Origin of the sequence: Pseudomonas sp. NFACC04-2 (assembly GCF_900119265.1) — a bacterium.
GTDB classification, from domain to species: Bacteria; Pseudomonadota; Gammaproteobacteria; order Pseudomonadales; family Pseudomonadaceae; genus Aquipseudomonas; species Aquipseudomonas fluorescens_AA.
In genome coordinates this window covers 99,848-126,498 of the sequence record NZ_FPJC01000006.1, presented here as the reverse complement: position 1 = coordinate 126,498, position 26,651 = coordinate 99,848, and the positions used below count along the sequence as shown (strand labels likewise).

Below are 26,651 nucleotides of genomic sequence, written 5' to 3'. Positions count from 1 at the left end.
AAAGCCTCATTGTTTCAGCTTCGCTTGCCGCTTGCGCCGAGCTTCCGGAGCCCAATCAAGTGCCCCCACCCGGTAAAGGTAGACAAGACCTGCCAACAGAATTGCTATGAAAACGAGAGCTTCGACGAATCCGGTCCAGCCGCTTTCGCGGACGGACACAGACCATGCAAAGAGAAAGAGGGCTTCAATATCGAAAATCACGAACAGCATCGCGACCAGATAGAATTTGGCTGAGAGCCGCAAGCGGGCGCCACCGGTAGGCAGCATGCCGGACTCGAACGGTTCATTTTTGCTGCGGCCCCAGGCTTTTGACCCAAGCAGGCTCGACACGCCGAGCATGAAAGCACACAGGCCAACAACGCCCAGAAGGAAAATGGCAAAGCCCCAATTGTGGGCCATGAGTCCTGTCGCTTCGGACATGCTGGAAATCCTTAACAGAGAGCAAAGGTCTCTGAGCTTGAATGAAATAACGCAGTGACGATATGTCGCAGCAATCAATCGCGGTGATTTTATGGCTAAACACCGGGCAAGTAAAATTCCTATAGCGAAATTATTTATTGGAATAAGGACATAGCGCACCTCCAGGACCCTGCGGCCCCGGCCCCGTGGGCGTTGGCCGGTTATTCATCAATAATATTTCGTGCGGAATGTAACAATGATAACGACTTCCAAATGATAATTATTATTATCTGTGCCGGCCTTTTCTACAGTGCACTTAGTATCGTGTCTGAAAGGCTGTCTACATCGTTGCTACTGCAATTGTCAGCGTCGGACGTTTTACTCCTTTTCGGACTGCCCAATACTGCGTTTGATCAATTTTTCTAGCGCTGCCTCGGAAGTTTTGTGGGGGGCGTGGCGCGGCCGGGGGATTTTGCGCGTTTAAGCGATGCCGCTTTGCGAGCAAAAAAATCGGCACGAGGCCGGGCCTAGAGCCTTGAAGATTTGATGGCAAATGGCTATCTTTGCGACTCACTCATCTAATCATCTATATCAATGCTGGTTAGACAGTGGCTCCTTCTTAGATAGCTGCGTCAGTTTTCATCGTTCGCGGCGGATTACCAAAGGATTGTCATGAACTCTTGGATCGCGAACATGAGCGTTATGCTCAAGCTGGCTCTGGGTTTTGCCGTTGTACTGCTTTTGACCGCTGTCCTTGCCGTGACCGGCTGGTTCAGCCTGGGAAAAATGATCGAGCGCACTGATCGAATGACCAGCATTACCGAGCTCGGCAACCGTCTTGATCACCTGCGCAGGGCTCGCTTGCAATACCAGTTGGACAAGGGCGATGAACAAAAGGGGGCATTGATCCAGGCGTCGCTGGAGCAGTTTGTCGCCCAGCAGAAAATCCTTGCGACCGAATTGAGAAAACCTGAAAACCAGAAAAAACTTGCGCTGATCGAGCAGGCCAGCATGCAGTATCAAGTGGCACTGAATACGATGCGCGAGGCGTATCGCAATGACGCAGCCATGCGCAAGGAGATGGGCGTCAATGCGGTCAAGGGCGCCGCGCTGATTGCCAAGGTCATCAATGACGTAGAAGCGATGCCTGCCTCGGATGAGCGCCGTTTCGAGTTGTACAGGATCATCCTCAAGGCCAAGGAGGACGTGGCGCTGGTGCGTTATGAAGTGCGTGGCTACACCGGCAATCCCAACAGCACCACCGAACAAGCCGCCAACCGTCAGCTCGAAAATGCGCTCAAGGGCATCGAAACCCTCAACAGCGCTTTCGGCCCGACCTATGCCGACACCATCAAGCAGCTGGAAACCGCACTGGTCGCTTACCGCCGTTCGGTGCAGCACTTCACCGCCAGTAACGAGGCCATTGGCAAGGCCGTGCAGGACACTATCGATCTGGGTGACACCATCACCCGTCTGTCTGAAGAAATGTATGCCGGCCAACTGGTCTCCCGTGACGAAGACAGCGCCCAGGCCCGCACCCTGCAACTGGGCTGTACTGCCTTGGCGATGCTGTTGGGGATTCTTGCGGCCATGATCATCACTCGCCAGATTACGCGGCCGTTGCAGGACACATTGGCGGTGGTGGATCGCATTGCAGCAGGCGACCTCACGCAAGACATGGTGGTGACCCGTAGGGATGAGCTGGGTGTCCTGCAGCAAGGTATCCAGCGCATGGGCACCACGTTGCGCGACCTGATCGGTGGCATCCGCGATGGCGTCACCCAGATCGCCAGCGCCGCCGAAGAGTTATCGGCCGTCACCGAGCAGACCAGTGCCGGGGTCAATAGTCAGAAGACCGAGACCGACCAGGTGGCCACCGCCATGCACGAAATGTCGGCCACCGTGCATGAAGTCGCGCGTAATGCCGAACACGCTTGCACCGCTGCATCAGAGGCCGATGCACAGGCGCGTATTGGCGATCAGGTCGTCGCGCAGGCCATCGTTCAGATCGAGCGTTTGGCCAGCGAAGTCGGGCGCTCCGTCGAAGCCATGGATGGGTTGGAACAAGAAAGCGCGCGCATCGGCAAGATCATGGACGTGATCAGGGCAGTGGCTGAGCAGACCAACTTGCTGGCCCTTAACGCCGCTATTGAGGCTGCCCGCGCGGGTGACGCCGGGCGCGGTTTTGCCGTGGTCGCCGACGAAGTGCGTGGGCTGGCCCAGCGTACCCAGCATTCCACCGAAGAGATTGAAAGTCTGGTGGCGGGTTTGCAGAACGGCACGCGACAGGTGTCGAGCATCATGCGAAATAGCCGCGAACTGACCGACAGCAGCGTGGAGTTGGCCAGCAAGGCTGGCATCTCCCTGGGCAACATCACCCAGGCGGTTTCTGGCATCCAGGCCCTGAATCAGCAGATTGCCGCTGCTGCGGTGCAACAAAGCTCGGTGGCCGAGGACATCAGCCGCAGTATTCTGAGCGTGCGCGATGTATCCGAACAGACCGCCTCGGCCAGCGAAGAAACCGCAGCCTCCAGCATCGAGCTGGCACGGCTGGGTAACCAGTTGCAGCAACTGGTCAGTCACTTCAAAGTGTAAAAGCCGGCAAAAAAAAGCCCCGAACCAGTCGGGGCTTCAGATCGTCGGCTTCGCGGTTAGTTTTTATTCAGTCCGCAAGGGCCGCTTACTCAAGGCAAGCATGTGAATCAGTGGAACTGTTCTTCTTCGGTGGAGCCGGTCAGTGCGGTCACCGACGAAGTGCCGCCCTGGATCACGGTGGTCATGTCGTCGAAGTAGCCGGTACCCACTTCCTGCTGGTGAGCCACGAAGGTGTAGCCCTTGGCGGCGTCGGCGAACTCCTGCTCTTGCAGCTTCACGTAGGCGGTCATGTCGTTGCGGGCGTAGTCGTGCGCCAGGTTGAACATGCTGTGCCACATGTTGTGGATGCCAGCCAGGGTGATGAACTGGTGCTTGTAGCCCATGGCGGACAGTTCGCGCTGGAACTTGGCGATGGTCGCGTCGTCCAGGTTTTTCTTCCAGTTGAAGGAAGGCGAGCAGTTGTACGACAGCAGTTGGTCCGGGTATTCCTTCTTGATCGCTTCGGCGAAGCGACGGGCTTCGTCCAGGTCCGGCTTGGCGGTTTCGCACCAGATCAGGTCGGCGTACGGCGCGTAGGCCAGGCCGCGGGCAATGGCCTGGTCGAGACCGGCGCGCACCTTGTAGAAGCCTTCCTGGGTGCGGGTACCGGTCACGAACGGCTGGTCGTACGGGTCGCAGTCGGAGGTCAGCAGGTCAGCGGCGTTGGCGTCGGTACGGGCCAGGATGATGGTCGGTACACCGGCAACGTCGGCGGCCAGGCGGGCAGCCGTCAGCTTCTGCACGGCTTCCTGGGTTGGAACCAGAACCTTGCCGCCCATATGGCCGCATTTCTTCACCGAGGCCAGTTGGTCTTCGAAGTGAACGCCTGCGGCGCCTGCTTCGATCATGCTCTTCATCAGTTCGTAGGCATTCAGGACGCCGCCGAAACCAGCTTCGGCGTCAGCCACGATCGGTGCGAAGTAGTCGATGTAGCCTTCGTCGCCCGGGTTCTTGCCGGCTTTCCACTGGATCTGGTCGGCGCGACGGAACGAGTTGTTGATGCGCTTGACCACGGTTGGAACCGAATCCACCGGGTACAGGGATTGGTCGGGGTACATCGACTCGGCGGAGTTGTTGTCCGCAGCCACTTGCCAGCCCGACAGGTAGATTGCCTGGATGCCCGCCTTGACTTGCTGCACAGCCTGGCCGCCGGTCAGGGCGCCCATGCAGTTGACGAAATCTTTCTCGGGACGGAAGGCTGGCTTGGCGCCCTGGGTGACCAGGTTCCACAGCTTCTCGGCGCCCATTTTCGCAAAGGTGTGCTCAGGTTGAACCGAGCCACGCAGACGGACGACGTCAGCAGCGGAATAATTGCGCTTCACGCCTTTCCAGCGCGGGTTTTCAGCCCAGTCTTTTTCAAGGGCTGCAATTTGCTGTTCGCGTGTCAGTGCCATGGAGATAAACCTCGTCGCATAGGTCTTGGTGGAAAATTCCTGCTCCTGCCGACCAGGGGTTGGTGTACAAGTCGGTTCAGGCGAGGCGGCGACGGGATGAACGATGGGCTCGAGGGGAAAGTGAGCAGGTAGGGGGCGAACTGCGGGCGCATTCGGGCGTCGTGGGCCTTCATACGAACTCAGAGTGATGCCGGGTTACCTAGTTACGCTTCCGTCCCTCGGGACAACTTCGTTCCAGTCGCAACCTCGTCAAACACACCTTGTGGGCGGTACAGACACGAATCGGCTCGCAGGGTAGTTGCAAGCGTCGACCCGAAGGCCCTTGCCAGGGCCCCTGATTAGCGGGAGCGAGGCCATCATGCCTTCGGTTTTTTGGCTCGTCAAACGTTTTGTAGTGCTTTTTTTATAGCACTACATCTTTGGTCTAATACGACTCATCAGTCAGTTTTTGGTGCTTCAGTTCAGGGTATCGACCTTGACCCGCAAAATCATGTCGTCGCGGCCCTGGGTCGAGTAGCTGCGGGTCAGGCCTTGTTTGTCGGCCTGAGTCTGGCGATTCACGCCGGCCAGGGTGATCCATTCGCCGAGGCGTCCGCTGACAGTTGTGTCGGTACTCTGAACGTTCACTACATCGGGACGCTCCTGGCTCATGCGGTCACGGTTAGTACTGATGTTCAGATGAACGGTCTCGCCGGTGACGCTCGCCGTGACATAAAAACCCTGGGTGACGTTGCGGTATTCGGTCTGGCTTTGCATGCGCCCGTAGGTGTCGGTCTGGTTGCTGGTGAACGGCACGCTCTGGCCTACCTGGATCAGCGCCGGCTGGCCTTCGCTGGCTTGTACCTGTTGCACGCCGCCGTCACGGCTGGCGGTGCTGCGGTTGATGATGCGGGTCTGGCTGGGGGGCGCGCCGTTGATGGAGTACCCCTGGTCGCCTTGCAGGTTGTTTTCGTTGGTGTCGACCGTGATCAGCAGGCGCTTGGGCGCGGTGTCCAATTGGGCCAGGAATTGCCGGAGTTCTTCGATCTTGCCGGGCTCGGCGTTGACGATCAGTTGGTTGCCATAGGCGCTGACCTGGCCGTCCTTGCCGATGAAGTTCTGCGCCACTGGCAACAGGTCGGCGCTGGTGCGGTAGTTCAGCGGCACGATTTGCGTATCGGCCATGACCGACAGGCTGCAACCGAGCAGCAGGGTGACCAGGAGGGTGCGTAGAGGCATGTCCATTTCTCCGCGAGACAAAGGCTTGATATTGCCAGTTTGTCGGCCCCGGATGGGGCAAGTTGAATGGTAGACGGCAAAACGCCCCGGCATCGGGGGATGGCGGGGCGTTTTTTGGTAAGGCTTGAGGGCCTCATCGCGAGCAAGCTCGCTCCCACATGGAGGGCAGGTGTACATGAATCATGGGTTCACCGCCGGCCTCCTGTGGGAGCGAGCTTGCTCGCGATGGCCGCACTGCGGTTTCAGGCCGAATGCCGCACCATGTCCACATGGGGAATCCCAGCTTCCAGGAACTCCTCGCTGACCACTGCAAACCCCAACCGCTCGTAGAACGGCGTGGCATGGACCTGGGCGCTGAGCATCTGCTGCTTGAGCCCACGTTTCTCGGCTTCGGCGATCACTGCATGCATCAACGCATCGCCCACCTTCAGGCCGCGCCAGTCCTTGAGGACCGAGACACGGCCGACGTGGCCGTCGGTCAACAGGCGCGCGGTGCCGATGGGGAAATCGCCCTCAAACGCCAGGAAATGCACCGCGCTCTGGTCGTCGGCATCCCATTCCAGCTCGGGCGGGACGGACTGCTCGGCAATGAACACGGTCTCACGAATGCGCCGGATCTCGGCGTTATCCTTTTGCCAGTCTGCGACACGAACGTGAATTTTATTCATCGGCGAACCCCAGGCTGCCTTGCTTGACCAGCTCGCAGATCAGGCCGCGACCGTCTTCGTCGGCCAACCATGGGCCGAGGTTTTCGATGTGCAGGGCGTCGGCGGCGCAAATCATCTTCAGTAGTTCGCGCAGCTTGCCCGGCAGGTAACGGCTCTGGCCGCTGGCGAACAGCAGCAGGTCATCATCGACTTCCGACCAGGCCAGGCGCGCGCTCGGGTTGCGAATGATCACCGCGCCTTGCTCCAGGCCAGCCAACAGCTCGTCATCTTCCATTTCCGGACCTACCACCAGTTCCGGGTAGCGCGGCTCGGTCATGAACTGGCCGAACCAGGTCAGCAGCAGGCGCTCGTCGCTCATGTGCTCGGCCAGCAGGCCCTTGAGGCGGTCGAGGGCGTCTTGCTGGATCTGGTGCGGGTCGGCCGCCGGACGCGCGTCGGCGTCGGTGTAGCGTTCTTCGTCCGGCAGGAACTGGCTCAGGAAGTCGGTGAAGTGGGTCAGCACTTCAGCGGCGCTTGGCGCACGGAAGCCCACCGAGTAGGTCATGCAGTCGTCCACGGCCACGCCGCAGTGCGCCAGGCGCGGCGGCAGGTAGAGCATGTCGCCCGGTTCCAGGATCCACTCGTCGGTGGCTTCGAAGTCGGCGAGGATGCGCAGGTCGGCGTGCTGCAGCAGCGGGCTTTCGGAGTCGCACATCTGGCCGATTTTCCAGTTGCGCTGGCCATGGCCTTGCAGCAGGAACACGTCATAGTTATCGAAATGCGGACCTACGCTGCCACCCGGAGCGGCGAAGCTGATCATCACATCGTCGATGCGCCAGCTCGGCAGGAAGCGGAAGTTCTCCAGCAGTTCGCTGACTTCCGGTACGAACTGATCGACCGCCTGCACCAGCAGGGTCCACTCGCGCTCCGGCAACTTGCTGAATTCGTCTTCGGCGAACGGGCCGCGACGCATTTCCCAAGGGGTTTCGCCGTGTTCGATCACCAGGCGCGATTCGACTTCTTCTTCCAGGGCCAGGCCGGCCAGTTCATCGGCGTCGATCGGGCTTTGGAAGTCAGGAATCGCCTGACGGATCAGCAGGGGTTTTTTCTGCCAGTAGTCGCGCAGGAATTCCCGTGCCGTGATGCCGCCCAGGAGTTGCAGAGGAATATCAGGATTCATGTGTAACCTATTGAAAAAATATACTTTTCAGACGCGAATAAAAACGCCCGGCGCGGCCGGGCGTCTCAAAGGTAAAGCCGTGGATCAGATGCGCTTGGCTTGTGCCGCCGCGTTGCCGATGTAGCTGGCCGGCGTGAGCTTCTTCAGTTCTGCCTTGGCATCGGCAGGCATGTCCAGGCCATCGATGAAAGTCTGCAGCGCTTCCGGGCTGATGCCCTTGCCGCGGGTCAGTTCTTTCAGCTTTTCATACGGGTTTTCGATGTTGTAGCGACGCATCACGGTCTGGATCGGCTCGGCCAGGACTTCCCAGCAAGCGTCGAGGTCGGCGGCGATTTTCTGCTCGTTCAGTTCCAGCTTGCTGATGCCCTTGAGGCTGGCTTCGTAGGCAATGACGCTGTGGGCAAAGCCCACGCCCAGGTTGCGCAGCACGGTGGAGTCGGTCAGGTCGCGCTGCCAGCGGGAGATCGGCAGTTTGCTCGCCAGGTGCTGGAACAGCGCGTTGGCGATGCCCAGATTGCCTTCGGAGTTTTCGAAGTCGATCGGGTTGACCTTGTGCGGCATGGTCGAAGAACCGATTTCGCCGGCGATGGTGCGCTGCTTGAAGTAGCCCAGGGAGATGTAGCCCCAGATGTCACGGTCGAAGTCGATCAGGATGGTGTTGAAGCGCGCGATCGCGTCGAACAGCTCGGCGATGTAATCGTGCGGTTCGATCTGGGTGGTGTACGGGTTGAAGCTCAGGCCCAGCTCGTCTTCGATGAAGGCGCGGGCATTGGCTTCCCAGTCGATGTCCGGGTAGGCCGACAGGTGGGCGTTGTAGTTGCCCACGGCGCCGTTGATCTTGCCCAGCAGCGGCACGGCGGCCACTTGGGCGATCTGGCGCTCCAGGCGGTAGACCACGTTTGCCAGTTCCTTGCCCAGGGTGGTCGGCGAAGCCGGTTGACCGTGGGTGCGCGACAGCATCGGCACGTCGGCGAAGCGGATCGCCAGTTCGCGGATGGCTTGGGCGGTCTGGCGCATCAGGGGCAGCATCACCTCATCACGGCCTTCGCGCAGCATCAGGGCGTGGGACAGGTTGTTGATGTCCTCGCTGGTGCAGGCAAAGTGGATGAACTCGCTGACATTGGCCAGCTCCGGCAGCTTGGCCGCCTGCTCCTTGAGCAGGTATTCGATGGCCTTGACGTCGTGGTTGGTGGTGCGCTCGATCTCTTTGACGCGCTCGGCGTGCTCCAGCACAAAGTTTTCCGCCAGTGCGTTCAACACCGCGTTGGCTTCGGCGGAAAACGCCGGTACTTCGCCGATGGCAGGGTGGGCGGCCAGGCGCTGGAGCCAGCGCACTTCAACCAGGACGCGGGCACGGATCAGGCCGTACTCGCTGAAAATCGGGCGCAGGGCCTGGGTTTTGCCGGCGTAGCGGCCGTCAACAGGGGAAACCGCAGTGAGCGAAGAGAGCTGCATGGGGTGTTCTCGGACAGTCGGGCAACGAAATGGGGCGCGTATCATACATGAAAACACGTGCCGGTCCGTCGCCAACTGACCGGCGTGCTACGCGTAACAAGCTAAAACTGTTTATTGCCTGTGGCGAGGAGCAAGCGCCCCCGCCACAAAAAAGCAGGTCGAGGCGACTTATTCGTTGCGCATCAACGGGTAAAGCTCTTTCAGCAATTTGCGGCGGCTGATCACCAGTTGCCAGCGATGGCCACCCAATTGCCGCCACAGCCGTGCCGAGCGAATCCCGGCCAGCAGCAGGGCGCGGATCTTCGAGGCATTGCTTGGCTGTTGCAGGTTGCGCATGTCGCCATGCACCTGGATGCGCTGGCGCAAGGTGCTCAGGGTGTCCTGGTACAGCGAACCGCAGGCCGCAACGACGTTTTCGTGAGCCGGGCCGAAATGCTCGACCTGGGACTGGATCTGCGGCAAGCGTTTGCCGATGGTCTCCAGCAGGTCGTCGCGCTTGGCCAACTGGCGCTCAAGGCCCAGCATCGACAGGGCATAGCGCAGTGGCTCGCGTTGCAAGGCGCTGGGATCGCGCTCCAGGGCGCCGATCAGCGCACGATAGCCTTCGCGCAGGTTCAGGTCGTCGCCGCCATAGACTTCCAAGGTGTCCTTGGGGTCGCGAACCAGCAGGCTGCCGAGCATGCAGGCCACGCCCGCTTCGGTGGCCTGGCCGGTCTTGGCGATCTTGTCCACCAGCACGGCGGCGAGAAACACGCCGCCCAATGCCGTCAGTTGTTCCTGGATTGGGTTCATGCCTGGCTGCTCCAGGGCTCTGCGACTTCGATCACGCCGCCGCCCAGGCAGATGTCGCCGTCATAGAACACCACGGATTGGCCGGGTGTGACCGCCCGCTGCGGGTCATCGAAGGTGGCGCGGTAACCCGTGGCGGTTTTTTCCAGGGTGCAGGGCTGATCGCTCTGGCGGTAGCGAACCTTGGCGGTCAGGCGGCGTGGCTCGCCGAGGTCGATCGGGTTGACCCAATAGATCTCGGAGGCGAGCAGGGCGCGGGAAAACAGCCAGGGATGGTCGTTGCCCTGGCCGACGATCAACTCATTGTGTTCCAGGTCCTTGACCAGCACGTACCACGGCTCTTCCCCGGCGTCTTTCAGCCCGCCGATGCCCAGGCCCTGGCGCTGGCCGATGGTGTGGTACATCAGGCCATGATGGCGGCCGATGACTTCGCCTTCAGTCGTCTTGATCTCGCCCGGCTGGGCTGGCAGGTATTGCTTGAGGAAGTCGCTGAAACGGCGCTCGCCAATAAAGCAGATCCCGGTGGAGTCCTTCTTCTTGGCGGTGGCGAGCTGGTGTTTTTCAGCAATCGCGCGCACTTCGGGCTTTTCCAGTTCGCCTACCGGAAACAGGGTCTTGGCGATCTGCTCGCCGCCGACGGCATGCAGGAAATAGCTCTGGTCCTTGTTCGGGTCCAGGCCCTTGAGCAGTTCGGTGCGGCCATCGATGTCGCGGCGGCGCACGTAGTGGCCGGTGGCGATCAGGTCGGCGCCCAGCATCATGGCGTAGTCGAGGAACGCCTTGAACTTGATTTCGCGGTTGCAGAGGATGTCCGGGTTCGGCGTGCGCCCGGCCTTGTATTCGGCCAGGAAGTGCTCGAACACGTTGTCCCAGTACTCGGCGGCGAAGTTGGCGGTGTGCAGCTTGATGCCGATCTTGTCGCACACGGCCTGGGCGTCCGCCAGGTCATCCATGGCGGTGCAGTATTCGGTTCCGTCGTCTTCTTCCCAGTTCTTCATGAACAGGCCTTCCACCTCGTAACCCTGCTCGATCAGCAGAAGGGCGGAAACGGAAGAGTCCACGCCGCCGGACATGCCGACAATGACGCGCTTCTTGGGTGTGTCAGAAGGGGCTGGATCACGCATAGGGATTCAATGAGTGTCTTGAAAAAGGACGCGATTCTATCAGGCCCGGGCGCGCAAGGCTAAAGAGAAGGACGGATCAGCGTCAGACTGTGGCAATGGCCGGCCAGATAATCGTCGATGCAACGGATGATCAGCTCGCTGCGCCAGTGCTCGCGCCGCTGGAGCAATTCGTCGCGGGTCAGCCATTTGGCGCCGAGGATGCCGTCGTCCAATTGATACTCGGGGTGGTGTTGCAAGGCCTTGGCGGCGAAACAGACGCGCTGGTAGGTCACGCCGTTGCTGGGGGCGGTGTACAGGTAAATGCCTACCACACCGGTGGGCTCGACGTCCCAGCCGGTTTCTTCCAGGGTTTCGCGCACGGCGGCTTCGATCAGTGTTTCGTCCGGGTCCAGGTGCCCGGCGGGCTGGTTGAGCACTGCGCGCCCGCCCTTGGATTCTTCCACCATCAGGAAGCGGCCGTTGTCCTCGACGATGGTGGCGACGGTGATGTGGGGTTGCCAGTCCATGGGGTTCCTTTATTTCTCGTAGGGAATATGGGCCACCGTGGAAGCGAGCTTGCTCGCGATAGCGGTGGGTCAGTCGATATTAAATGAATGACCAATCGCCGTCCCGAGCAAATGTCCATGCCTATGCTCATGTTTCCCTGGTCAGCGATGCTGGCCCGTGCAAGGTTTGGACGTCCTTAAAGGGCAATGCATATCGCATTGGGAAAGTGGTGTTCGTTGTAGGTGAATGCTCGGATATCGCACAGTCTGCTGGTAAAGGATTTAATTGTCATGGTGACCTGTTTATTGCGCGTGTCGTGATCGAACTCAACGATAGCCGTCGTTTCCGAAAACCCGTCTTTTATAGTCAGGCTTGTGATTCCAGGGGGATAGCCCTTGTCCGGTGTAAGGTAGTAGTTGGTGGCCGCACTTGGATTGCCCTCGCCGTGACGATCAACTCTTTTTACTTTTCCTGGGGACTCTTCCAGGTATACATCGCAGCCCGAAAAATAGAGATTGACGTTGGATAAAAAAGAAAATTTATCCGTGTCTGCGAAAACGATTTGCGACACCTTTTTTGGGGGGGCGGGATGCACAGGGTCGGCTGAAGAGCATTGAATGGTCTGGCCGTTGATCTGAGCCTCGCACTCCCTGTCGGCCTCATGCCTCTTGCCCTCGGCGGGTTCTCCGGGCTCGCGCATTGTAAGTTCGATCATGCGGACAAAATCATCGAATATGAAATAGAACGCTTCGACGGAGGCGTCCGGTGAGTTGGTGGAATAGGTGACCTGATTTCCAAACTTGGTCGCATTGAATCGGTATTCGGCGGATGCGCTTTTAAACAGTAATTCATGGGAGGCAGTGGCGTAGCTGTATCGCTGGCCATAGTCATTGGTACGAACATCGGTAGAGTATCTTCCACCCGTAGAGCTGATCTTGCTCACTTCATAATAGGCAAAGGGCTCATTGTCATGGTCTCTTTTATAGAGGGTTGGGGAAACTGTCAGCTCCAGAAAGCTCCAGTTACCAATAGAGAAGTGCCTTTGGGCGGGTAGGGTTATTTGCGCATTGTTTTTCATGGTGTGCTTCCTCAACGGATGCGAATCAGGTAATGAGTTTTTAGCGTGTCGTTCGTTAAAAACTCAAACCAGGAAGGATTGCTATCGCTACGCAGGCGATTCGAGCAACCCGGTTTCGCTCCACTTGAGGTCGATACAGCTGTAGGCAGTTCAGAATGCTGCCCGATTTGACGCTCTCTCGTTCTCTTGCCGAGACATCTCGCATCCATAAACGCTGAAAGGGTGTGCTTGGATCAAGCCGTGGCTTTCGGCGCTCATGCTTTACTTCATGCGCCTTCAGTGAAGAGGGCGTACTTAGAACGATGCTTTTAAGGCTAGGCTGTCTGATTGTACTGTCAAGGTCAGCCTGGGCAGCCAATGGGGTGGGTCAAGAGAGGTTGGAGAGCGCCTGTGCTCGTGTGGGAGCTGAGCTTGCTCGCGATAGCGGTAGGCATGCTTGCATCGCGGTTGAGCATGCAGCCGTCATCGCGAGCAAGCTCGGCTCCCACAGGAGGGCTTGGTATGTCTGGAAACACAAACCCCGGCACTAGGCCGGGGTTTGTGGTGTTCCCTTACAACCTTACACCAGCGCAGCAATCGCCGTGTTGAAGGTGTTGCTCGGGCGCATGGCCTTGCTGGTCAGCTCCGGGTTGGCGAAGTAGTAACCGCCGATCTCCACGGGCTTGCCTTGGACAGCGTTGAGTTCGGCAACGATTTTTTCTTCGTTGTCGGTCAGCGTCTTGGCCAGGGAAGCGAACTGAGCCTTGAGGGCCGCGTCGTCGTTTTGAGCGGCCAGCGCCTGGGCCCAGAACAGGGTCAGGTAGAAGTGGCTGCCACGGTTGTCGATGCCGCCGACTTTGCGCGAAGGCGACTTGTTGCGGTCCAGGAACTCACCGGTAGCCTGGTCCAGGGTCTTGGCCAGCACCAGGGCTTTCGGGTTGTTGTAGGTCACGCCCAGGTGCTCGAGGGATGCAGCCAGGGCCAGGAACTCGCCCAGGGAATCCCAGCGCAGGAAGTTCTCTTCCAGCAGCTGCTGGACGTGCTTGGGGGCCGAGCCGCCAGCGCCGGTTTCGAACAGGCCACCGCCGTTCATCAGCGGCACGATCGACAGCATCTTGGCGCTGGTGCCCAGTTCCATGATCGGAAACAGGTCGGTCAGGTAGTCACGCAGCACGTTGCCGGTCACCGAGATGGTGTCCTTGCCTTCGCGGGTACGGCCCAGGGTGAACTTCATCGCGTCGACAGGCGACATGATGCGAATGTCCAGGCCGCTGGTGTCGTGGTCCTTCAGGTAGGTCTGGACTTTCTCGATGACTACGCCGTCGTGGGCGCGCATCGGGTCCAGCCAGAAGATCGCCGGGGTGCTGCTGGCGCGGGCGCGGTTGACGGCCAGTTTGACCCAATCCTGGATCGGCGCGTCCTTGGTCTGGCACATGCGGAAGATGTCACCGGCTTCGACGTTCTGCTCCAGCAAGGTGCGACCGGTGTTGTCCGAAACGCGGACCACGCCGTTGGCCTTGATCTGGAAGGTCTTGTCGTGGGAGCCGTACTCTTCGGCTTTCTTGGCCATCAGGCCGACGTTCGGCACGCTGCCCATGGTGGTCGGGTCGAAGGCGCCGTGTTGCTTGCAGTCTTCGATCACCGCCTGGTAGATGGTGGCGTAGCAGCGATCCGGGATCACGGCCTTGGTGTCGTGCAACTGGCCATCGGTGCCCCACATCTTGCCGGAGTCACGGATCATGGCCGGCATCGAGGCGTCGACGATCACGTCGCTCGGCACGTGCAGGTTGGTGATGCCTTTGTCGGAGTTGACCATCGCCAGGGATGGGCGCGCCGCGTAGACCGCCTGGATGTCGGCTTCGATCTGCGCCTGTTGCTCGGCCGGCAGGGCCTTGATGCGGGCGTACAGGTCGCCGATGCCGTTGTTCAGGTTGAAGCCGATCTGCTCCAGCACTTGTGCGTGCTTGGCCAGGGCGTCTTTATAGAACTCGGCAACGATCTGGCCGAACATGATCGGGTCGGAGACCTTCATCATGGTGGCCTTGAGGTGAACCGACAGCAGCACGCCTTTTTGCTTGGCGTCTTCGATTTCAGCGGCGATGAAGTCGCGCAGGGCGTTTTTGCTCATCACGGCGCAGTCGAGGATCTCACCAGCTTGTACGGTGGTTTTTTCCTTCAGGACAGTGGCAGTGCCGTCCTGGGCGATCAGCTCGATTTTCACACTGCCGGCGGCGTCGATCAGGGCGGCTTTTTCGCTGCCGTAGAAATCGCCGGTGCTCATGTGGGCTACGTGGGACTTGGAGTCCGCGGCCCAGGCGCCCATCTTGTGCGGGTGCTTGCGCGCGTAGTTCTTGACCGACGGCGGTGCGCGGCGGTCGGAGTTGCCTTCGCGCAGGACCGGGTTCACGGCACTGCCCTTGACCTTGTCGTAACGGGCGCGAGCGTCTTTCTCGGCGTCGGTGGTCACGGTTTCCGGGTAGTCCGGCAGTGCGTAGCCCTGGGCCTGCAATTCCTTGATCGCGGCCTGCAGTTGCGGCACCGAGGCGCTGATGTTCGGCAGCTTGATGATGTTGGCTTCAGGCGTAACGGCCAGGTCGCCCAGTTCGGCGAGGTGGTCGGCTACGGCTTTGTCACCCAGTTGCTCGGGGAAGCTGGCCAGGATGCGCCCTGCGAGGGAGATATCGCGGGTTTCCACGGCGATATCGGCCGAAGCGGTAAAGGCTTCGACGATCGGCAGCAGCGAATAGGTGGCGAGGGCAGGCGCTTCGTCGGTGAAGGTATAGATGATCTTCGAGCGGGTGGGCATATTCGGATTAACTCTCTTCTTTGCTAAAGCATGCGCAGAAACTCGAGGGGCGCCGGGTAAGCGCGTTCGTTCAAAGTCATCCGTGAACCGAATGTCGAGGTTTCTTCGCGGTGATGTTGGGTGCATCAGTCGAGCGTCAAGCGGTTGGGCCGCGGTAACGGTCCGGCTTTTAAATTGGCGGAAAGTCCTGTGATAGAGCCGTCAGCCGTCGTGACCCTGTGGTCAGCGGCGGCATTATACATAGGTAGCTGGCGATCTGCCGATGGTTCATAGACTTCCGTACACGTCCATTGGTCTAAACGTCGCAGTACCCTTGGGGCGGACTATGCTCATGTTTGGCGTTTTTCCCTTGGTTTTCAGGGTTGTACTCCGCCAAGTGCGACGCTTTGCCGTTGATGGGCCTAACGTAGGGTTTGCGCGCCGATTCAACTGGGGTACGCTCGAATGCAGCCAGATGTTCAATCCAAGCAATGGAGTTCAGCATGGGGTATCAAAAGATTCAGGTTCCAGCCGTCGGTGACAAAATCACCGTCAATGCAGACCATTCTCTTAATGTTCCCGACAACCCGATCATCCCCTTCATCGAAGGCGACGGCATTGGCGTCGATATCAGTCCGGTCATGATCAAGGTTGTGGACGCTGCGGTTCAGAAGGCCTACGGCGGCAAGCGCAAGATTTCCTGGATGGAAGTCTATGCCGGTGAGAAAGCTACCCAGGTTTACGACCAGGACACCTGGCTGCCCCAGGAAACCCTGGATGCGGTCAAGGACTACGTGGTTTCCATCAAGGGCCCGCTGACCACGCCGGTCGGTGGCGGTATCCGTTCGTTGAACGTAGCGCTGCGTCAGCAGCTCGACCTGTATGTCTGCCTGCGTCCGGTGCGCTGGTTCGAAGGTGTGCCAAGCCCGGTCAAGAAGCCTGGCGACGTGGACATGACGATCTTCCGCGAGAACTCCGAGGACATCTACGCCGGTATCGAGTGGAAGGCCGGTTCGCCTGAAGCGACCAAGGTCATCAAGTTCCTGAAAGAAGAGATGGGCGTGACCAAGATCCGTTTCGACGAGGATTGCGGCATTGGCGTCAAGCCGGTTTCCAAGCAGGGCACCAAGCGCCTGGCTCGCAAGGCTCTGCAATATGTGGTCGACAACGACCGCGATTCGCTGACCATCGTGCATAAAGGCAACATCATGAAGTTCACCGAAGGTGCCTTCAAGGAATGGGCCTACGAAGTGGCGGCCGAAGAGTTCGGCGCGACCCTGCTCGACGGCGGGCCGTGGATGCAGTTCAAGAATCCGCGGACCGGGAAGAACGTCATCGTCAAGGACGCCATCGCCGATGCGATGTTGCAGCAGATCCTGTTGCGTCCGGCCGAGTACGACGTGATCGCCACCCTGAACCTCAACGGTGACTATCTGTCCGACGCCCTGGCGGCGGAAGTGGGCGGTATCGGTATCGCGCCGGGCGCCAACCTGTCCGACACCGTGGCGATGTTCGAAGCCACCCACGGTACCGCGCCCAAGTACGCTGGCAAGGACCAGGTCAACCCGGGCTCGCTGATCCTGTCGGCGGAAATGATGCTGCGCCACATGGGTTGGACCGAAGCGGCCGACCTGATCATCAAGGGCACCAACGGCGCGATTTCGGCCAAGACGGTGACCTATGACTTCGAACGCCTGATGGAGGGCGCCAAGCTGGTATCGTCCTCGGGCTTCGGTGATGCCCTGATCTCGCACATGTAAGCGAATCGGCGCTCAGCGCAAATGCCCGGCTCGAGTGATCGAGCCGGGCATTTTCATTCAGGTGGGTGGGGACCGGTCAATGGGTCTCGGTGACCCTGACAACGACATTGACAGGGGCGGGCGCATCTTCGGCGAGGACAACCTTGATATTGACCGCGTGCAGGCCCTTGGGTCCCTGGATGACGTTGAATGTTACCGGTTGTCCGGCCTTCAGGGTCTTGTAGCCGTCCATCTCGATCGCCGAAAAATGGGCGAACAGATCTCCCATATCCTTGCCGTCCGCAAGAATGAAACCGTAACCCTTGGCATTATTGAACCATTTCACCTTACCCTTCATCTTGACGACCGACATAACCCATTTCCCTCTGCAACGCACTCCATCACTGGAGTATCATCCAGTCCATCCGCAGGCTAATCTTGTTAACAGGATAGATTCCACGGACCTTTTTAACCCACGATGGGCTCTATTGGTTGTAACACCGTTTTCCCGATAGTCAAGGTGGCTCCGGTGGTCGTGGTTGAAATCGCCCACAAGCGCCCCCATCACTGTATTCGCCAACTAAACGAACCTTTCTTTCCATGCATGCAGTCAGCCAGATTCGACTAACATTCAATCAGGATCGCCCGGATCTACACGACGACGATTCCGCAGGCATTGCTGTTCAGGAAGCAAAGCCCGCATTACAGGCGCCACCGATGTACAAGGTGGTTTTGTTCAACGATGACTACACACCGATGGATTTCGTCGTCGAAGTGCTCGAGGTGTTTTTCAACCTGAATCGGGAGCTGGCGACCAAGGTCATGCTGGCCGTCCATACAGAGGGACGGGCAGTATGTGGAGTGTTTACCCGCGACATCGCCGAGACGAAGGCCATGCAGGTCAACCAGTACGCCCGGGAAAGCCAGCATCCGCTACTCTGTGAAATCGAGAAGGACGGTTAACGCCGACCACTTGGGTATGAGGTGAAGCTATGTTAAACCGCGAGCTCGAAGTCACCCTCAATCTTGCCTTCAAGGAGGCTCGTTCGAAGCGTCATGAATTCATGACCGTCGAGCACCTGCTGCTGGCCCTATTGGATAACGAGGCTGCCGCCACCGTTTTGCGTGCCTGCGGCGCGAACCTCGATAAACTCAAGCATGATCTGCAGGAGTTCATCGACTCCACCACGCCATTGATCCCCGTGCATGACGAGGATCGTGAAACCCAGCCAACCCTGGGCTTCCAGCGTGTCCTGCAGCGTGCTGTCTTCCACGTGCAGAGCTCGGGCAAGCGTGAAGTCACCGGTGCCAACGTGCTGGTTGCCATCTTCAGCGAGCAGGAAAGCCAGGCGGTGTTCCTGCTCAAGCAGCAGAGCGTTGCGCGTATCGATGTCGTCAACTACATCGCCCATGGCATCTCCAAGGTGCCGGGGCATGGCGATCATTCCGAGGGTGAGCAGGATATGCAGGACGACGAGGGCGGTGAGTCTTCTTCTTCAGGCAACCCATTGGATGCCTATGCCAGCAACCTGAACGAACTGGCGCGCCAGGGTCGGATCGATCCGCTGGTCGGGCGCGAGGCGGAAGTCGAGCGCGTTGCCCAGATCCTGGCCCGGCGTCGCAAGAACAACCCATTGCTGGTGGGCGAGGCGGGCGTGGGCAAGACCGCGATTGCCGAAGGCCTGGCCAAGCGCATCGTCGACAACCAGGTGCCGGACCTGCTGGCCAACAGCGTGGTGTACTCCCTCGACCTGGGCGCCTTGCTGGCCGGTACCAAATACCGCGGCGATTTCGAGAAACGCTTCAAGGCGTTGCTCGGCGAACTGAAAAAGCGTCCGCAGGCGATCCTGTTCATCGACGAAATCCACACCATTATCGGTGCCGGGGCGGCGTCGGGCGGGGTCATGGATGCGTCGAACCTGCTCAAGCCGCTGCTGTCGTCGGGTGATATTCGTTGCATCGGCTCGACCACGTTCCAGGAATTTCGCGGGATCTTCGAGAAAGACCGTGCCCTGGCCCGGCGTTTCCAGAAGGTCGATGTGTCGGAGCCTTCGGTGGAAGACACCATTGGCATCCTGCGCGGCCTGAAGGGGCGTTTCGAGCTGCACCACAACATCGAATACAGCGATGAAGCCTTGCGGGCGGCGGCTGAACTGGCCTCACGCTACATCAACGACCGGCACATGCCGGACAAGGCCATCGATGTCATCGACGAAGCGGGTGCCTACCAGCGCCTGCAGCCCGTGGAGAAACGCGTCAAGCGCATCGAAGTGCCTCAGGTCGAGGACATCGTGGCGAAAATCGCGCGTATTCCGCCCAAGCACGTCACTAGTTCCGACAAGGAGCTGCTGCGTAACCTGGAGCGTGACCTGAAGTTGACGGTGTTCGGCCAGGATGCGGCCATCGACTCGCTGTCGACCGCCATCAAACTGTCCCGCGCAGGTCTCAAGTCGCCGGACAAACCGGTGGGTTCGTTCCTGTTCGCCGGCCCTACCGGTGTCGGCAAGACCGAGGCGGCGCGGCAGTTGGCCAAGGCGATGGGCATCGAGCTGGTGCGCTTCGACATGTCCGAGTACATGGAGCGCCATACCGTATCGCGTCTGATCGGTGCGCCTCCGGGCTATGTCGGTTTCGACCAGGGCGGCCTGTTGACCGAAGCCATCACCAAGCAACCGCACTGCGTATTGCTGCTCGACGAGATCGAGAAGGCGCATCCGGAAGTCTTCAACCTGCTCCTGCAGGTGATGGACCACGGTACGCTGACCGATAACAACGGGCGCAAGGCGGACTTCCGCAACGTGATCCTTATCATGACCACGAACGCCGGTGCCGAAACCGCAGCTCGCGCTTCGATCGGCTTCACCCATCAGGACCACTCGTCCGATGCGATGGAGGTGATCAAGAAGAGCTTCACGCCTGAATTCCGCAACCGCCTGGATACCATTATCCAGTTCGGTCGCCTCAGTCATGAAGTCATCAAGAGCGTGGTGGACAAGTTCCTTACCGAACTTCAGGCGCAGCTCGAAGACAAGCGTGTGTTGCTGGAGGTTACCGATGCGGCCCGCAGTTGGCTGGCCGAAGGTGGTTACGATGTGACGATGGGCGCACGGCCGATGGCTCGCTTGATCCAGGACAAGATCAAGCGTCCGCTGGCGGAGGAGATCCTCTTTGGCGAGCTGGCCGAGCATGGCGGTGTGGTTCACATCGACATCAAGGACGGCGAACTGACCTTCGACTTCGAAACCACTGCCGAAATGGCCTGATCGTTAACCGTTAACTGCAACAAAGCAAAAGGCGCCGAAAGGCGTCTTTTTGCTGTTCCCAGACTTATGTTGAACCCTGTGGGAGCGGGCTTGCTCGCGAATGCGGTTGCACATTCAGCATTGATGCAGGCTGATCCACCGCGTTCGCGAGCAAGCCCGCTCCCACAGGAGATCGGTGGCTCATCAAATCGCAGGCAAACAAAAACGCCCGGCATCTAGCCGGGCGTCTTGTATTGACTTGTTAGCGAGCGCGGTAAGTGATGCGCCCTTTGCTCAAGTCATAGGGCGTCAGCTCGACGCGCACTTTGTCACCGGTAAGAATACGAATGTAGTTCTTGCGCATCTTGCCGGAGATATGCGCGGTTACGACGTGCCCATTTTCCAACTCCACACGAAACATGGTGTTGGGCAGGGTGTCGACGACAGTGCCTTCCATTTCGAAGCTGTCTTCTTTCGACATGCAGTAAAGCCCTCGGTATCCAGTGAATGGCCCGGTGCAACTGCGCCAGGCAAAAGCGGCGTGCATTGTGCCCGAAAAAGGGGGGGCAAGCCAAGGGGTTCTAGCTTTATAAGCCGAAGGGATCTAACTCAGGACAACCCATCGCTGGTTAATCAGCAATTCGATAGGCCGATATTGGGTCTTGTAGTTCATTTTCTTGCAGTTCTTGATCCAGTAGCCCAAGTACACCGCTTCCAGTCCCAGGCGCCGGGCTTCATTGATTTGCCAGAGAATGGCAAAGCGCCCCAGGCTACGCCGTTCTTCTTGCGGCTCATAGAAGGTGTACACCGCTGAAAGACCGTTGGGCAGCAGGTCCGTGACCGCGATGGCGACCAGTCGCTGCTCCAGCCGGAACTCATAGAAGCGGGAAAACGGCAGGTCACGCACCAGGAAGGTCGAGAACTGATCCCGGCTGGGCGGGTACATGTCGCCATCGGCATGGCGTTGTTCGATGTAGCGTTGGTACAGGTCGAAGTATTCCTCGGTGAACTGCGGCTTGGCCGGGCGGACCTGAAGGTCGGCGTTGCGCCTGAAAATGCGTTTCTGCTGGCGATTGGGCAAAAATTGCGCCACGGGAATGCGCGCCGGGACGCAGGCGTTGCAATGCTGGCAATGGGGCCGGTAGAGGTGATCGCCGCTACGCCGAAAGCCCATTTCCGACAGGTCTGCGTAGACATGCACATCCATGGGCTGGCTAGGGTCGAGGAACAGCGTCGTGGCCTGCTCCTCCGGCAGATAACTGCAAGAGTGGGGCTGAGTGGCATAGAACTTCAAACGCGCCAACTCGGTCATGATCGGCCCTCGGAATAAGCTTTGGATTTAATTGTAAGCCAGGAGCGCGAATGTCGCTCAGCAAACCCATGTTGCCTGGTTGGGCAGGTCCAGATGTGCCTTTAGATAGCCGGAAAATTCGGTGCGCGGGATCGATCGCGCGCCCAGGCTGTGCAGGTGCTCGGTGGGCATCTGACAGTCGATCAGCACGAAACCGGCGGCCTTGAGGTGTTGGACCAGGGTGGCGAAGCCGAATTTCGAGGCATTGTCGGCTCGGCTGAACATGGACTCGCCAAAAAACAACTGGCCCATGGCCAAGCCATACAGGCCGCCCACCAGCACCCCCTGGTCCCAGACTTCCACCGAATGGGCGAAACCGCGTCGGTGCAGTTCCAGATAAGCGGTTTGCATGGCGTCGGTGATCCAGGTGCCCTCGGCATAGTCGCGCGGCGCCGCGCAGGCCCGGATGACCGCGGCAAAATCCCGATCGAACGTCACGTCATAGCGCTGTTTGCGCAACAGCTTGCCCAGGCTGCGGGATATATGCAGTTCGTCGGGAAACAACACCGTGCGCGGGTCCGGCGACCACCACAGGATCGGTTGTCCCTCGGAAAACCATGGGAAGCAGCCGTGGCGGTAGGCCTGGATCAGCCGGTCGGCGGATAGATCGCCACCGGCGGCCAATAACCCGTTGGGATCGCGCATGGCTTTTGCCAGTGGCGGAAATTCGAGGCTGTTGCGTTGTAACCAGGTCAGCATGGGTGTCCGGATTTGTAGAAGGGGAGGGCGGCAGATGCGGGGCTCGCCCATCAGCGAGCACCCGCCTGGAAGGTTAACCGTCAAACGGCAGGGATGTCATCGAGATACTTCTCCGCGTCGAGTGCGGCCATGCAGCCGGCGCCAGCGGAGGTGATCGCCTGGCGATAGACATGGTCGGCCACGTCGCCTGCGGCGAATACGCCTTCGATGTCGGTCGCGGTGGCGTTGCCTTCGCTGCCGCCGTGTACGAGCAGGTAGCCGTCGCGCATCGTCAATTGGCCCTGGAACAGGTCGGTGTTGGGTTTGTGGCCGATGGCAATGAACACCCCGGCGAGGGACAAGGTGCTGGTTTCGCCGGTCTCGCTGTGTCGCAGGCGCGCGCCGGTCACGCCGCTGGCGTCGCCCAGGACTTCATCCAGGTTCTGGTTCCAGTGCAGCTTGATATTGCCGCTGTTGGCCTTTTCGAAGAGTTTGTCCTGGAGGATTTTCTCGGCGCGCAGCTTGTCGCGGCGGTGGATCAGGTGCACTTCCCTGGCGATGTTCGACAGGTACAGGGCTTCCTCGACTGCAGTATTGCCGCCGCCGACGACCGCTACCACCTGGTTGCGGTAGAAAAAGCCATCGCACGTCGCACATGCCGAAACCCCTTTGCCGGCGAAGCTTTCTTCCGAAGGTAGCCCCAGGTACTGGGCCGAGGCGCCCGTGGCAATGATCAGCGCATCACAGGTGTAGATCCCGCTGTCGCCGATCAATTCGAACGGGCGCTGCTGCAACTTGGCAGTGTGGATATGGTCGTAGACGATCTGCGTGTCGAAACGCTCGGCGTGCCGTTGCATGCGCTCCATCAGTACCGGGCCGGTCAGGCCGTCGACATCGCCGGGCCAGTTATCGACTTCCACGGTGGTGGTGAGCTGGCCACCGGCCTGCAGGCCAGTAATGACAACGGGTTTGAGGTTGGCGCGGGCGGCGTAGACAGCCGCGCTGTACCCTGCAGGGCCGGAACCCAGAATGATCAGGCGTGAATGCTTCGCTTCGCTCATAAAAACACCTCATAAGCCTTTGTCACAAAAGAGAATGCATGGTCCAATTGGCGCTGACAAACCCGTACAATGCATGGGTTTTGAACGCAGGATGGGCTAAAGATCAAAATTTTCAGCCACGCCTGCAGTTTTCTGGATGCACCTCACAGTGGTAAAAGTAGTACCGGTTGTGCACATTCACTTTTTTACCTGCTCGTCATGGGCAGTTTTTTATAGTCATTCAACAGATGGACGCGCCGTTGGCGCAGGAAAAGAAGCGTTTTGAAGAAATCCACCGCAGCACCCAAACCAGTCGTTCCGCTCTGGCGCCAGCAACTGCACTACCGGCTCAAGGAAGGTGCATTGATCGCCATCGGTGCCCTGTGCCTGTTCCTGATGATGGCCCTGCTGACCTACGGCAAGGACGATCCGGGCTGGAGCCATAACAGCAAGATCGACGACGTGCAGAATTTCGGCGGTCCGGCCGGTTCCTACAGCGCCGACATCCTGTTCATGGTGCTGGGCTATTTCGCCTACATTTTCCCGTTGCTGCTGGCGATCAAGGCCTACCAGATCTTCCGCCAGCGCCACGAGCCGTGGCAGTGGAGCGGCTGGCTGTTCTCCTGGCGCCTGATCGGCCTGGTGTTCCTGGTGTTGTCGGGGGCCGCGCTGGCCCATATCCATTTCCATACGCCCACCGGTTTGCCGGCCGGAGCGGGTGGCGCGCTGGGGGAAAGCCTCGGCGACCTGGCCAGGAACGCCCTGAACATCCAGGGCAGCACGCTGCTGTTCATTGCGCTGTTCCTGTTCGGCTTGACGGTGTTCACCGACCTGTCCTGGTTCAAGGTCATGGACGTGACCGGCAAGATCACCCTCGACCTGATCGAACTGATCCACGGCGCCATGAACCGCTGGTGGGCGGCGCGCACCGAGCGCAAGCAACTGGTGGCGCAACTGCGGGAAGTCGACGACCGCGTCCACGACGTGGTGGCGCCGACCGTGCCGGACAAGCGTGAGCAGGCCAAGGTCAAGGAACGCCTGATCGAGCGTGAGCAGGCGTTGAGCAAGCACATGTCCGAGCGCGAGAAGCAGGTGCCGCCGGTCATCACCATGGCCCCGGCCAAACCGCCGGAGCAGAGCAAGCGGGTGCAGAAAGAGAAACAGGCGCCGCTGTTCGTCGACAGTGCCGTGGAGGGCACCTTGCCGCCGATCTCGATCCTGGACCCGGCCGAGAAGAAACAGCTCAATTATTCCCCCGAATCCCTGGCGGCCGTCGGCCACTTGCTGGAGATCAAGCTCAAGGAGTTCGGGGTCGAGGTGTCGGTGGATTCGATCCACCCGGGCCCGGTGATTACCCGCTACGAAATCCAGCCGGCCGCCGGCGTGAAGGTCAGTCGCATCGCCAACCTGGCGAAGGACCTGGCGCGTTCCCTGGCCGTGACCAGCGTGCGGGTGGTGGAAGTGATTCCTGGCAAGACCACCGTGGGCATCGAGATTCCCAACGAAGACCGGCAGATCGTGCGCTTCTCCGAAGTGCTGTCGACGCCTGAGTATGACAACCACAAGTCGCCGGTCACCCTGGCCCTAGGCCACGACATCGGCGGCAAGCCGGTCATCACCGACCTGGCGAAGATGCCCCACCTGCTGGTGGCCGGTACCACCGGTTCCGGTAAGTCGGTGGGCGTGAACGCGATGATCCTGTCGATTCTGTTCAAGTCCGGCCCGGAAGACGCCAAGCTGATCATGATCGACCCGAAAATGCTCGAATTGTCGATCTACGAGGGCATTCCGCACTTGCTGTGCCCGGTGGTCACCGACATGAAGGACGCCGCCAACGCCCTGCGCTGGAGCGTCGCCGAGATGGAGCGCCGCTACAAGCTGATGGCGAAGATGGGCGTGCGCAACCTGTCGGGCTTCAACGCCAAGGTCAAGGAGGCCGAAGAGGCCGGTACGCCATTGAGCGACCCGTTGTATCACCGTGAGAGCATCCACGACGAAGCGCCGCTGCTGCACAAGCTGCCGACCATCGTGGTGGTGGTGGACGAATTCGCCGACATGATGATGATCGTCGGCAAGAAGGTCGAAGAGCTGATCGCCCGTATCGCCCAGAAGGCCCGTGCGGCCGGTATCCACCTGATCCTCGCCACACAGCGGCCGTCGGTGGACGTGATCACCGGCCTGATCAAGGCCAACATCCCGACCCGCATGGCGTTCCAGGTATCGAGCAAGATCGACTCGCGGACCATCATCGACCAGGGTGGCGCCGAGCAGTTGCTGGGGCATGGTGACATGCTCTACATGCCGCCGGGCACCAGCTTGCCGATTCGTGTGCACGGTGCGTTCGTTTCCGATGACGAAGTGCACCGCGTGGTGGAAGCCTGGAAGTTGCGTGGCGCCCCTGAGTACAACGACGACATCCTCAACGGTGTCGAAGAGGCCGGCAGCGGTTTCGAGGGCAGCAGTGGCGGCGGTGACGACGACGCTGAAACCGATGCGCTCTATGACGAAGCGGTGCAGTTCGTCCTGGAGAGCCGCCGGGCCTCGATTTCCGCCGTCCAGCGCAAGCTGAAGATTGGCTACAACCGCGCCGCCCGCATGATCGAAGCCATGGAAATGGCCGGGGTGGTGACGGCCATGAACACCAACGGTTCGCGCGAAGTACTGGCGCCGGGCCCGATGCGCGACTAATGACCCGGGCGGCCTGCCGAAGCGCCGCTCGACCCTCCACGACTTCATGAGGACTCCCATGCGCCTGATTCGCATGTTGCTGTTGCCCGTACTGGCCTTGTCTACCTTGTCGGCCCACGCCGGCGAAAAGGACGTGGCTCGCTTGACCCAATTGCTTGGCGGCTCCCAGACCCTGACGGCACGTTTCTCCCAGTTGACCCTCGATGGCAGTGGCACCCAATTGCAGGAAACCGCCGGCGACATGGCCCTGCAGCGCCCGGGCCTGTTCTATTGGCACACTGATGCGCCAGCCGAACAATTGATGGTCTCCGACGGTAAGAAAGTCTCCCTGTGGGACCCGGACCTGGAGCAGGTGACCATCAAGACCCTCGACCAGCGCCTGACCCAGACGCCGGCGCTGCTGCTCTCCGGGGACATCTCCGAGATCAGCCAGAGCTTCGAGATCACCTCCAAGGAGGCCGGTGGCGTGATTGACTTCACCCTCAAGCCCAAGACCAAGGACAGCCTGTTCGACAGCCTGCGCCTGTCGTTCCGCAACGGCCTGGTCAACGACATGCAGTTGATCGACAGCGTCGGCCAGCGCACCAACATCCTGTTCACCGGGGTCAAGGCCAACGAGCCGATCGCCGCGTCCAAGTTCAAGTTCGACATCCCCAAGGGTGCCGATGTGATCCAGGAATAACCCCTGTCCCCCTGTGGGAGCGAGCTTGCTCGCGATAGCGGCGGATCAGTTGGAATTGATGCG

At 59.8% G+C, this 26,651-nt stretch carries 22 protein-coding genes and 1 pseudogene; 7 read left to right on the top strand and 16 right to left on the bottom strand.

What is annotated here, in order from left to right; translation table 11 throughout:
- Positions 1 to 6 precede the first annotated feature (6 nt).
- Complete coding sequence (locus BT125_RS10935; protein WP_003203367.1) at positions 7 to 420, bottom strand: NADH-quinone oxidoreductase subunit A; 414 nt, start codon at positions 418 to 420, stop codon at positions 7 to 9.
- Between the two features lie 651 nt (positions 421 to 1,071).
- Here BT125_RS10935 and BT125_RS30005 point away from each other — a divergent pair.
- Positions 1,072 to 2,091: pseudogene (locus BT125_RS30005) on the top strand (methyl-accepting chemotaxis protein); the annotation flags it as partial.
- Positions 2,077 to 2,994 carry a methyl-accepting chemotaxis protein gene (locus BT125_RS30000; protein WP_371857798.1) on the top strand — a complete coding sequence of 306 codons (918 nt, stop codon included), beginning with the start codon at positions 2,077 to 2,079 and terminating at the stop codon, positions 2,992 to 2,994. The pseudogene BT125_RS30005 and the gene BT125_RS30000, both read left to right, overlap by 15 nt.
- A 107-nt stretch (positions 2,995 to 3,101) precedes the next feature.
- On the opposite strand, the gene aceA is transcribed toward BT125_RS30000, so the two are convergent.
- The 10 genes from aceA to BT125_RS10880 all read right to left on the bottom strand — a co-directional run bounded on the left by aceA (position 3,102) and on the right by BT125_RS10880 (position 15,189).
- Entirely contained in the window at positions 3,102 to 4,427 is a 1,326-nt protein-coding gene (gene aceA / locus BT125_RS10925; protein WP_014337679.1) for an isocitrate lyase, read from the bottom strand.
- 456 nt (positions 4,428 to 4,883) lie between these two features.
- Entirely contained in the window at positions 4,884 to 5,645 is a 762-nt protein-coding gene (locus BT125_RS10920) for a secretin N-terminal domain-containing protein (RefSeq protein WP_072406823.1), read from the bottom strand.
- Positions 5,646 to 5,887: 242 nt separating this feature from the next.
- The gene (locus tag BT125_RS10915; protein ID WP_072406821.1) at positions 5,888 to 6,313 is read right to left on the bottom strand and encodes a GNAT family N-acetyltransferase; all 426 of its coding nucleotides are present in this window, start codon (positions 6,311 to 6,313) and stop codon (positions 5,888 to 5,890) included.
- Positions 6,306 to 7,472 (bottom strand): ribosomal protein uL16 3-hydroxylase, encoded by a 1,167-nt coding sequence (locus BT125_RS10910; RefSeq protein WP_072406820.1) that lies wholly within the window; start codon positions 7,470 to 7,472, stop codon positions 6,306 to 6,308. Before BT125_RS10910 ends, BT125_RS10915 begins: the two co-directional genes overlap by 8 nt.
- Before the next feature lie 84 nt (positions 7,473 to 7,556).
- A complete protein-coding gene (gene purB / locus BT125_RS10905) occupies positions 7,557 to 8,927 on the bottom strand; it encodes an adenylosuccinate lyase (protein WP_072406818.1) in 1,371 nt (456 codons plus the stop codon).
- A 168-nt stretch (positions 8,928 to 9,095) separates the two neighbouring features.
- Complete coding sequence (gene hflD / locus BT125_RS10900; protein WP_072406816.1) at positions 9,096 to 9,719, bottom strand: high frequency lysogenization protein HflD; 624 nt, start codon at positions 9,717 to 9,719, stop codon at positions 9,096 to 9,098.
- Positions 9,716 to 10,840 (bottom strand): tRNA 2-thiouridine(34) synthase MnmA, encoded by a 1,125-nt coding sequence (mnmA, locus tag BT125_RS10895; RefSeq protein WP_072406814.1) that lies wholly within the window; start codon positions 10,838 to 10,840, stop codon positions 9,716 to 9,718. The genes hflD and mnmA overlap by 4 nt, the downstream gene beginning before the upstream one ends.
- A gap of 59 nt (positions 10,841 to 10,899) precedes the next feature.
- A complete protein-coding gene (locus BT125_RS10890) occupies positions 10,900 to 11,346 on the bottom strand; it encodes an NUDIX hydrolase (protein ID WP_072406812.1) in 447 nt (148 codons plus the stop codon).
- 176 nt (positions 11,347 to 11,522) lie between these two features.
- Positions 11,523 to 12,404, bottom strand: coding sequence for a hypothetical protein (locus BT125_RS10885; RefSeq protein ID WP_072406810.1), 882 nt, complete (start codon positions 12,402 to 12,404; stop codon positions 11,523 to 11,525).
- Between the two features lie 559 nt (positions 12,405 to 12,963).
- Complete coding sequence (locus BT125_RS10880) at positions 12,964 to 15,189, bottom strand: NADP-dependent isocitrate dehydrogenase (RefSeq protein WP_072406808.1); 2,226 nt, start codon at positions 15,187 to 15,189, stop codon at positions 12,964 to 12,966.
- Between the two features lie 482 nt (positions 15,190 to 15,671).
- On the opposite strand from BT125_RS10880, the gene icd reads away from it, so the two are divergent.
- On the top strand, positions 15,672 to 16,928 hold the full coding sequence (gene icd / locus BT125_RS10870) for an NADP-dependent isocitrate dehydrogenase (RefSeq protein ID WP_060741560.1): 1,257 nt from the start codon (positions 15,672 to 15,674) through the stop codon (positions 16,926 to 16,928).
- 76 nt (positions 16,929 to 17,004) lie between these two features.
- On the opposite strand, the gene cspD is transcribed toward icd, so the two are convergent.
- Positions 17,005 to 17,280, bottom strand: a complete 276-nt coding sequence (cspD, locus tag BT125_RS10865; protein WP_072406804.1) for a cold shock domain-containing protein CspD — start codon at positions 17,278 to 17,280, stop codon at positions 17,005 to 17,007.
- Positions 17,281 to 17,507: 227 nt separating this feature from the next.
- Here cspD and clpS point away from each other — a divergent pair, with 227 nt between their 5' ends.
- Positions 17,508 to 17,870, top strand: a complete 363-nt coding sequence (clpS, locus tag BT125_RS10860) for an ATP-dependent Clp protease adapter ClpS (RefSeq protein WP_003180089.1) — start codon at positions 17,508 to 17,510, stop codon at positions 17,868 to 17,870.
- A 29-nt stretch (positions 17,871 to 17,899) separates the two neighbouring features.
- Positions 17,900 to 20,170 carry an ATP-dependent Clp protease ATP-binding subunit ClpA gene (gene clpA / locus BT125_RS10855; protein WP_072406802.1) on the top strand — a complete coding sequence of 757 codons (2,271 nt, stop codon included), beginning with the start codon at positions 17,900 to 17,902 and terminating at the stop codon, positions 20,168 to 20,170.
- A 241-nt stretch (positions 20,171 to 20,411) separates the two neighbouring features.
- Here clpA and infA read toward each other — a convergent pair whose 3' ends face one another.
- From infA to trxB, 4 genes are all read right to left on the bottom strand, one after another.
- Positions 20,412 to 20,630: a translation initiation factor IF-1 gene (gene infA / locus BT125_RS10845; protein ID WP_002553999.1), complete on the bottom strand. Its 219-nt coding sequence runs from the start codon at positions 20,628 to 20,630 to the stop codon at positions 20,412 to 20,414.
- A gap of 123 nt (positions 20,631 to 20,753) precedes the next feature.
- A complete protein-coding gene (locus BT125_RS10840) occupies positions 20,754 to 21,461 on the bottom strand; it encodes an arginyltransferase (protein WP_072406798.1) in 708 nt (235 codons plus the stop codon).
- A gap of 57 nt (positions 21,462 to 21,518) precedes the next feature.
- Positions 21,519 to 22,199: a leucyl/phenylalanyl-tRNA--protein transferase gene (gene aat / locus BT125_RS10835; protein ID WP_072406796.1), complete on the bottom strand. Its 681-nt coding sequence runs from the start codon at positions 22,197 to 22,199 to the stop codon at positions 21,519 to 21,521.
- A gap of 80 nt (positions 22,200 to 22,279) precedes the next feature.
- Positions 22,280 to 23,239 carry a thioredoxin-disulfide reductase gene (gene trxB, locus BT125_RS10830; protein WP_072406794.1) on the bottom strand — a complete coding sequence of 320 codons (960 nt, stop codon included), beginning with the start codon at positions 23,237 to 23,239 and terminating at the stop codon, positions 22,280 to 22,282.
- 261 nt (positions 23,240 to 23,500) lie between these two features.
- Here trxB and BT125_RS10825 point away from each other — a divergent pair, with 261 nt between their 5' ends.
- Positions 23,501 to 25,906 carry a DNA translocase FtsK gene (locus BT125_RS10825; protein ID WP_072406792.1) on the top strand — a complete coding sequence of 802 codons (2,406 nt, stop codon included), beginning with the start codon at positions 23,501 to 23,503 and terminating at the stop codon, positions 25,904 to 25,906.
- A 58-nt stretch (positions 25,907 to 25,964) separates the two neighbouring features.
- Positions 25,965 to 26,588 carry an outer membrane lipoprotein periplasmic chaperone LolA gene (lolA, locus tag BT125_RS10820; RefSeq protein ID WP_003203330.1) on the top strand — a complete coding sequence of 208 codons (624 nt, stop codon included), beginning with the start codon at positions 25,965 to 25,967 and terminating at the stop codon, positions 26,586 to 26,588.
- The last annotated feature ends 63 nt before the right edge of the window (positions 26,589 to 26,651 follow it).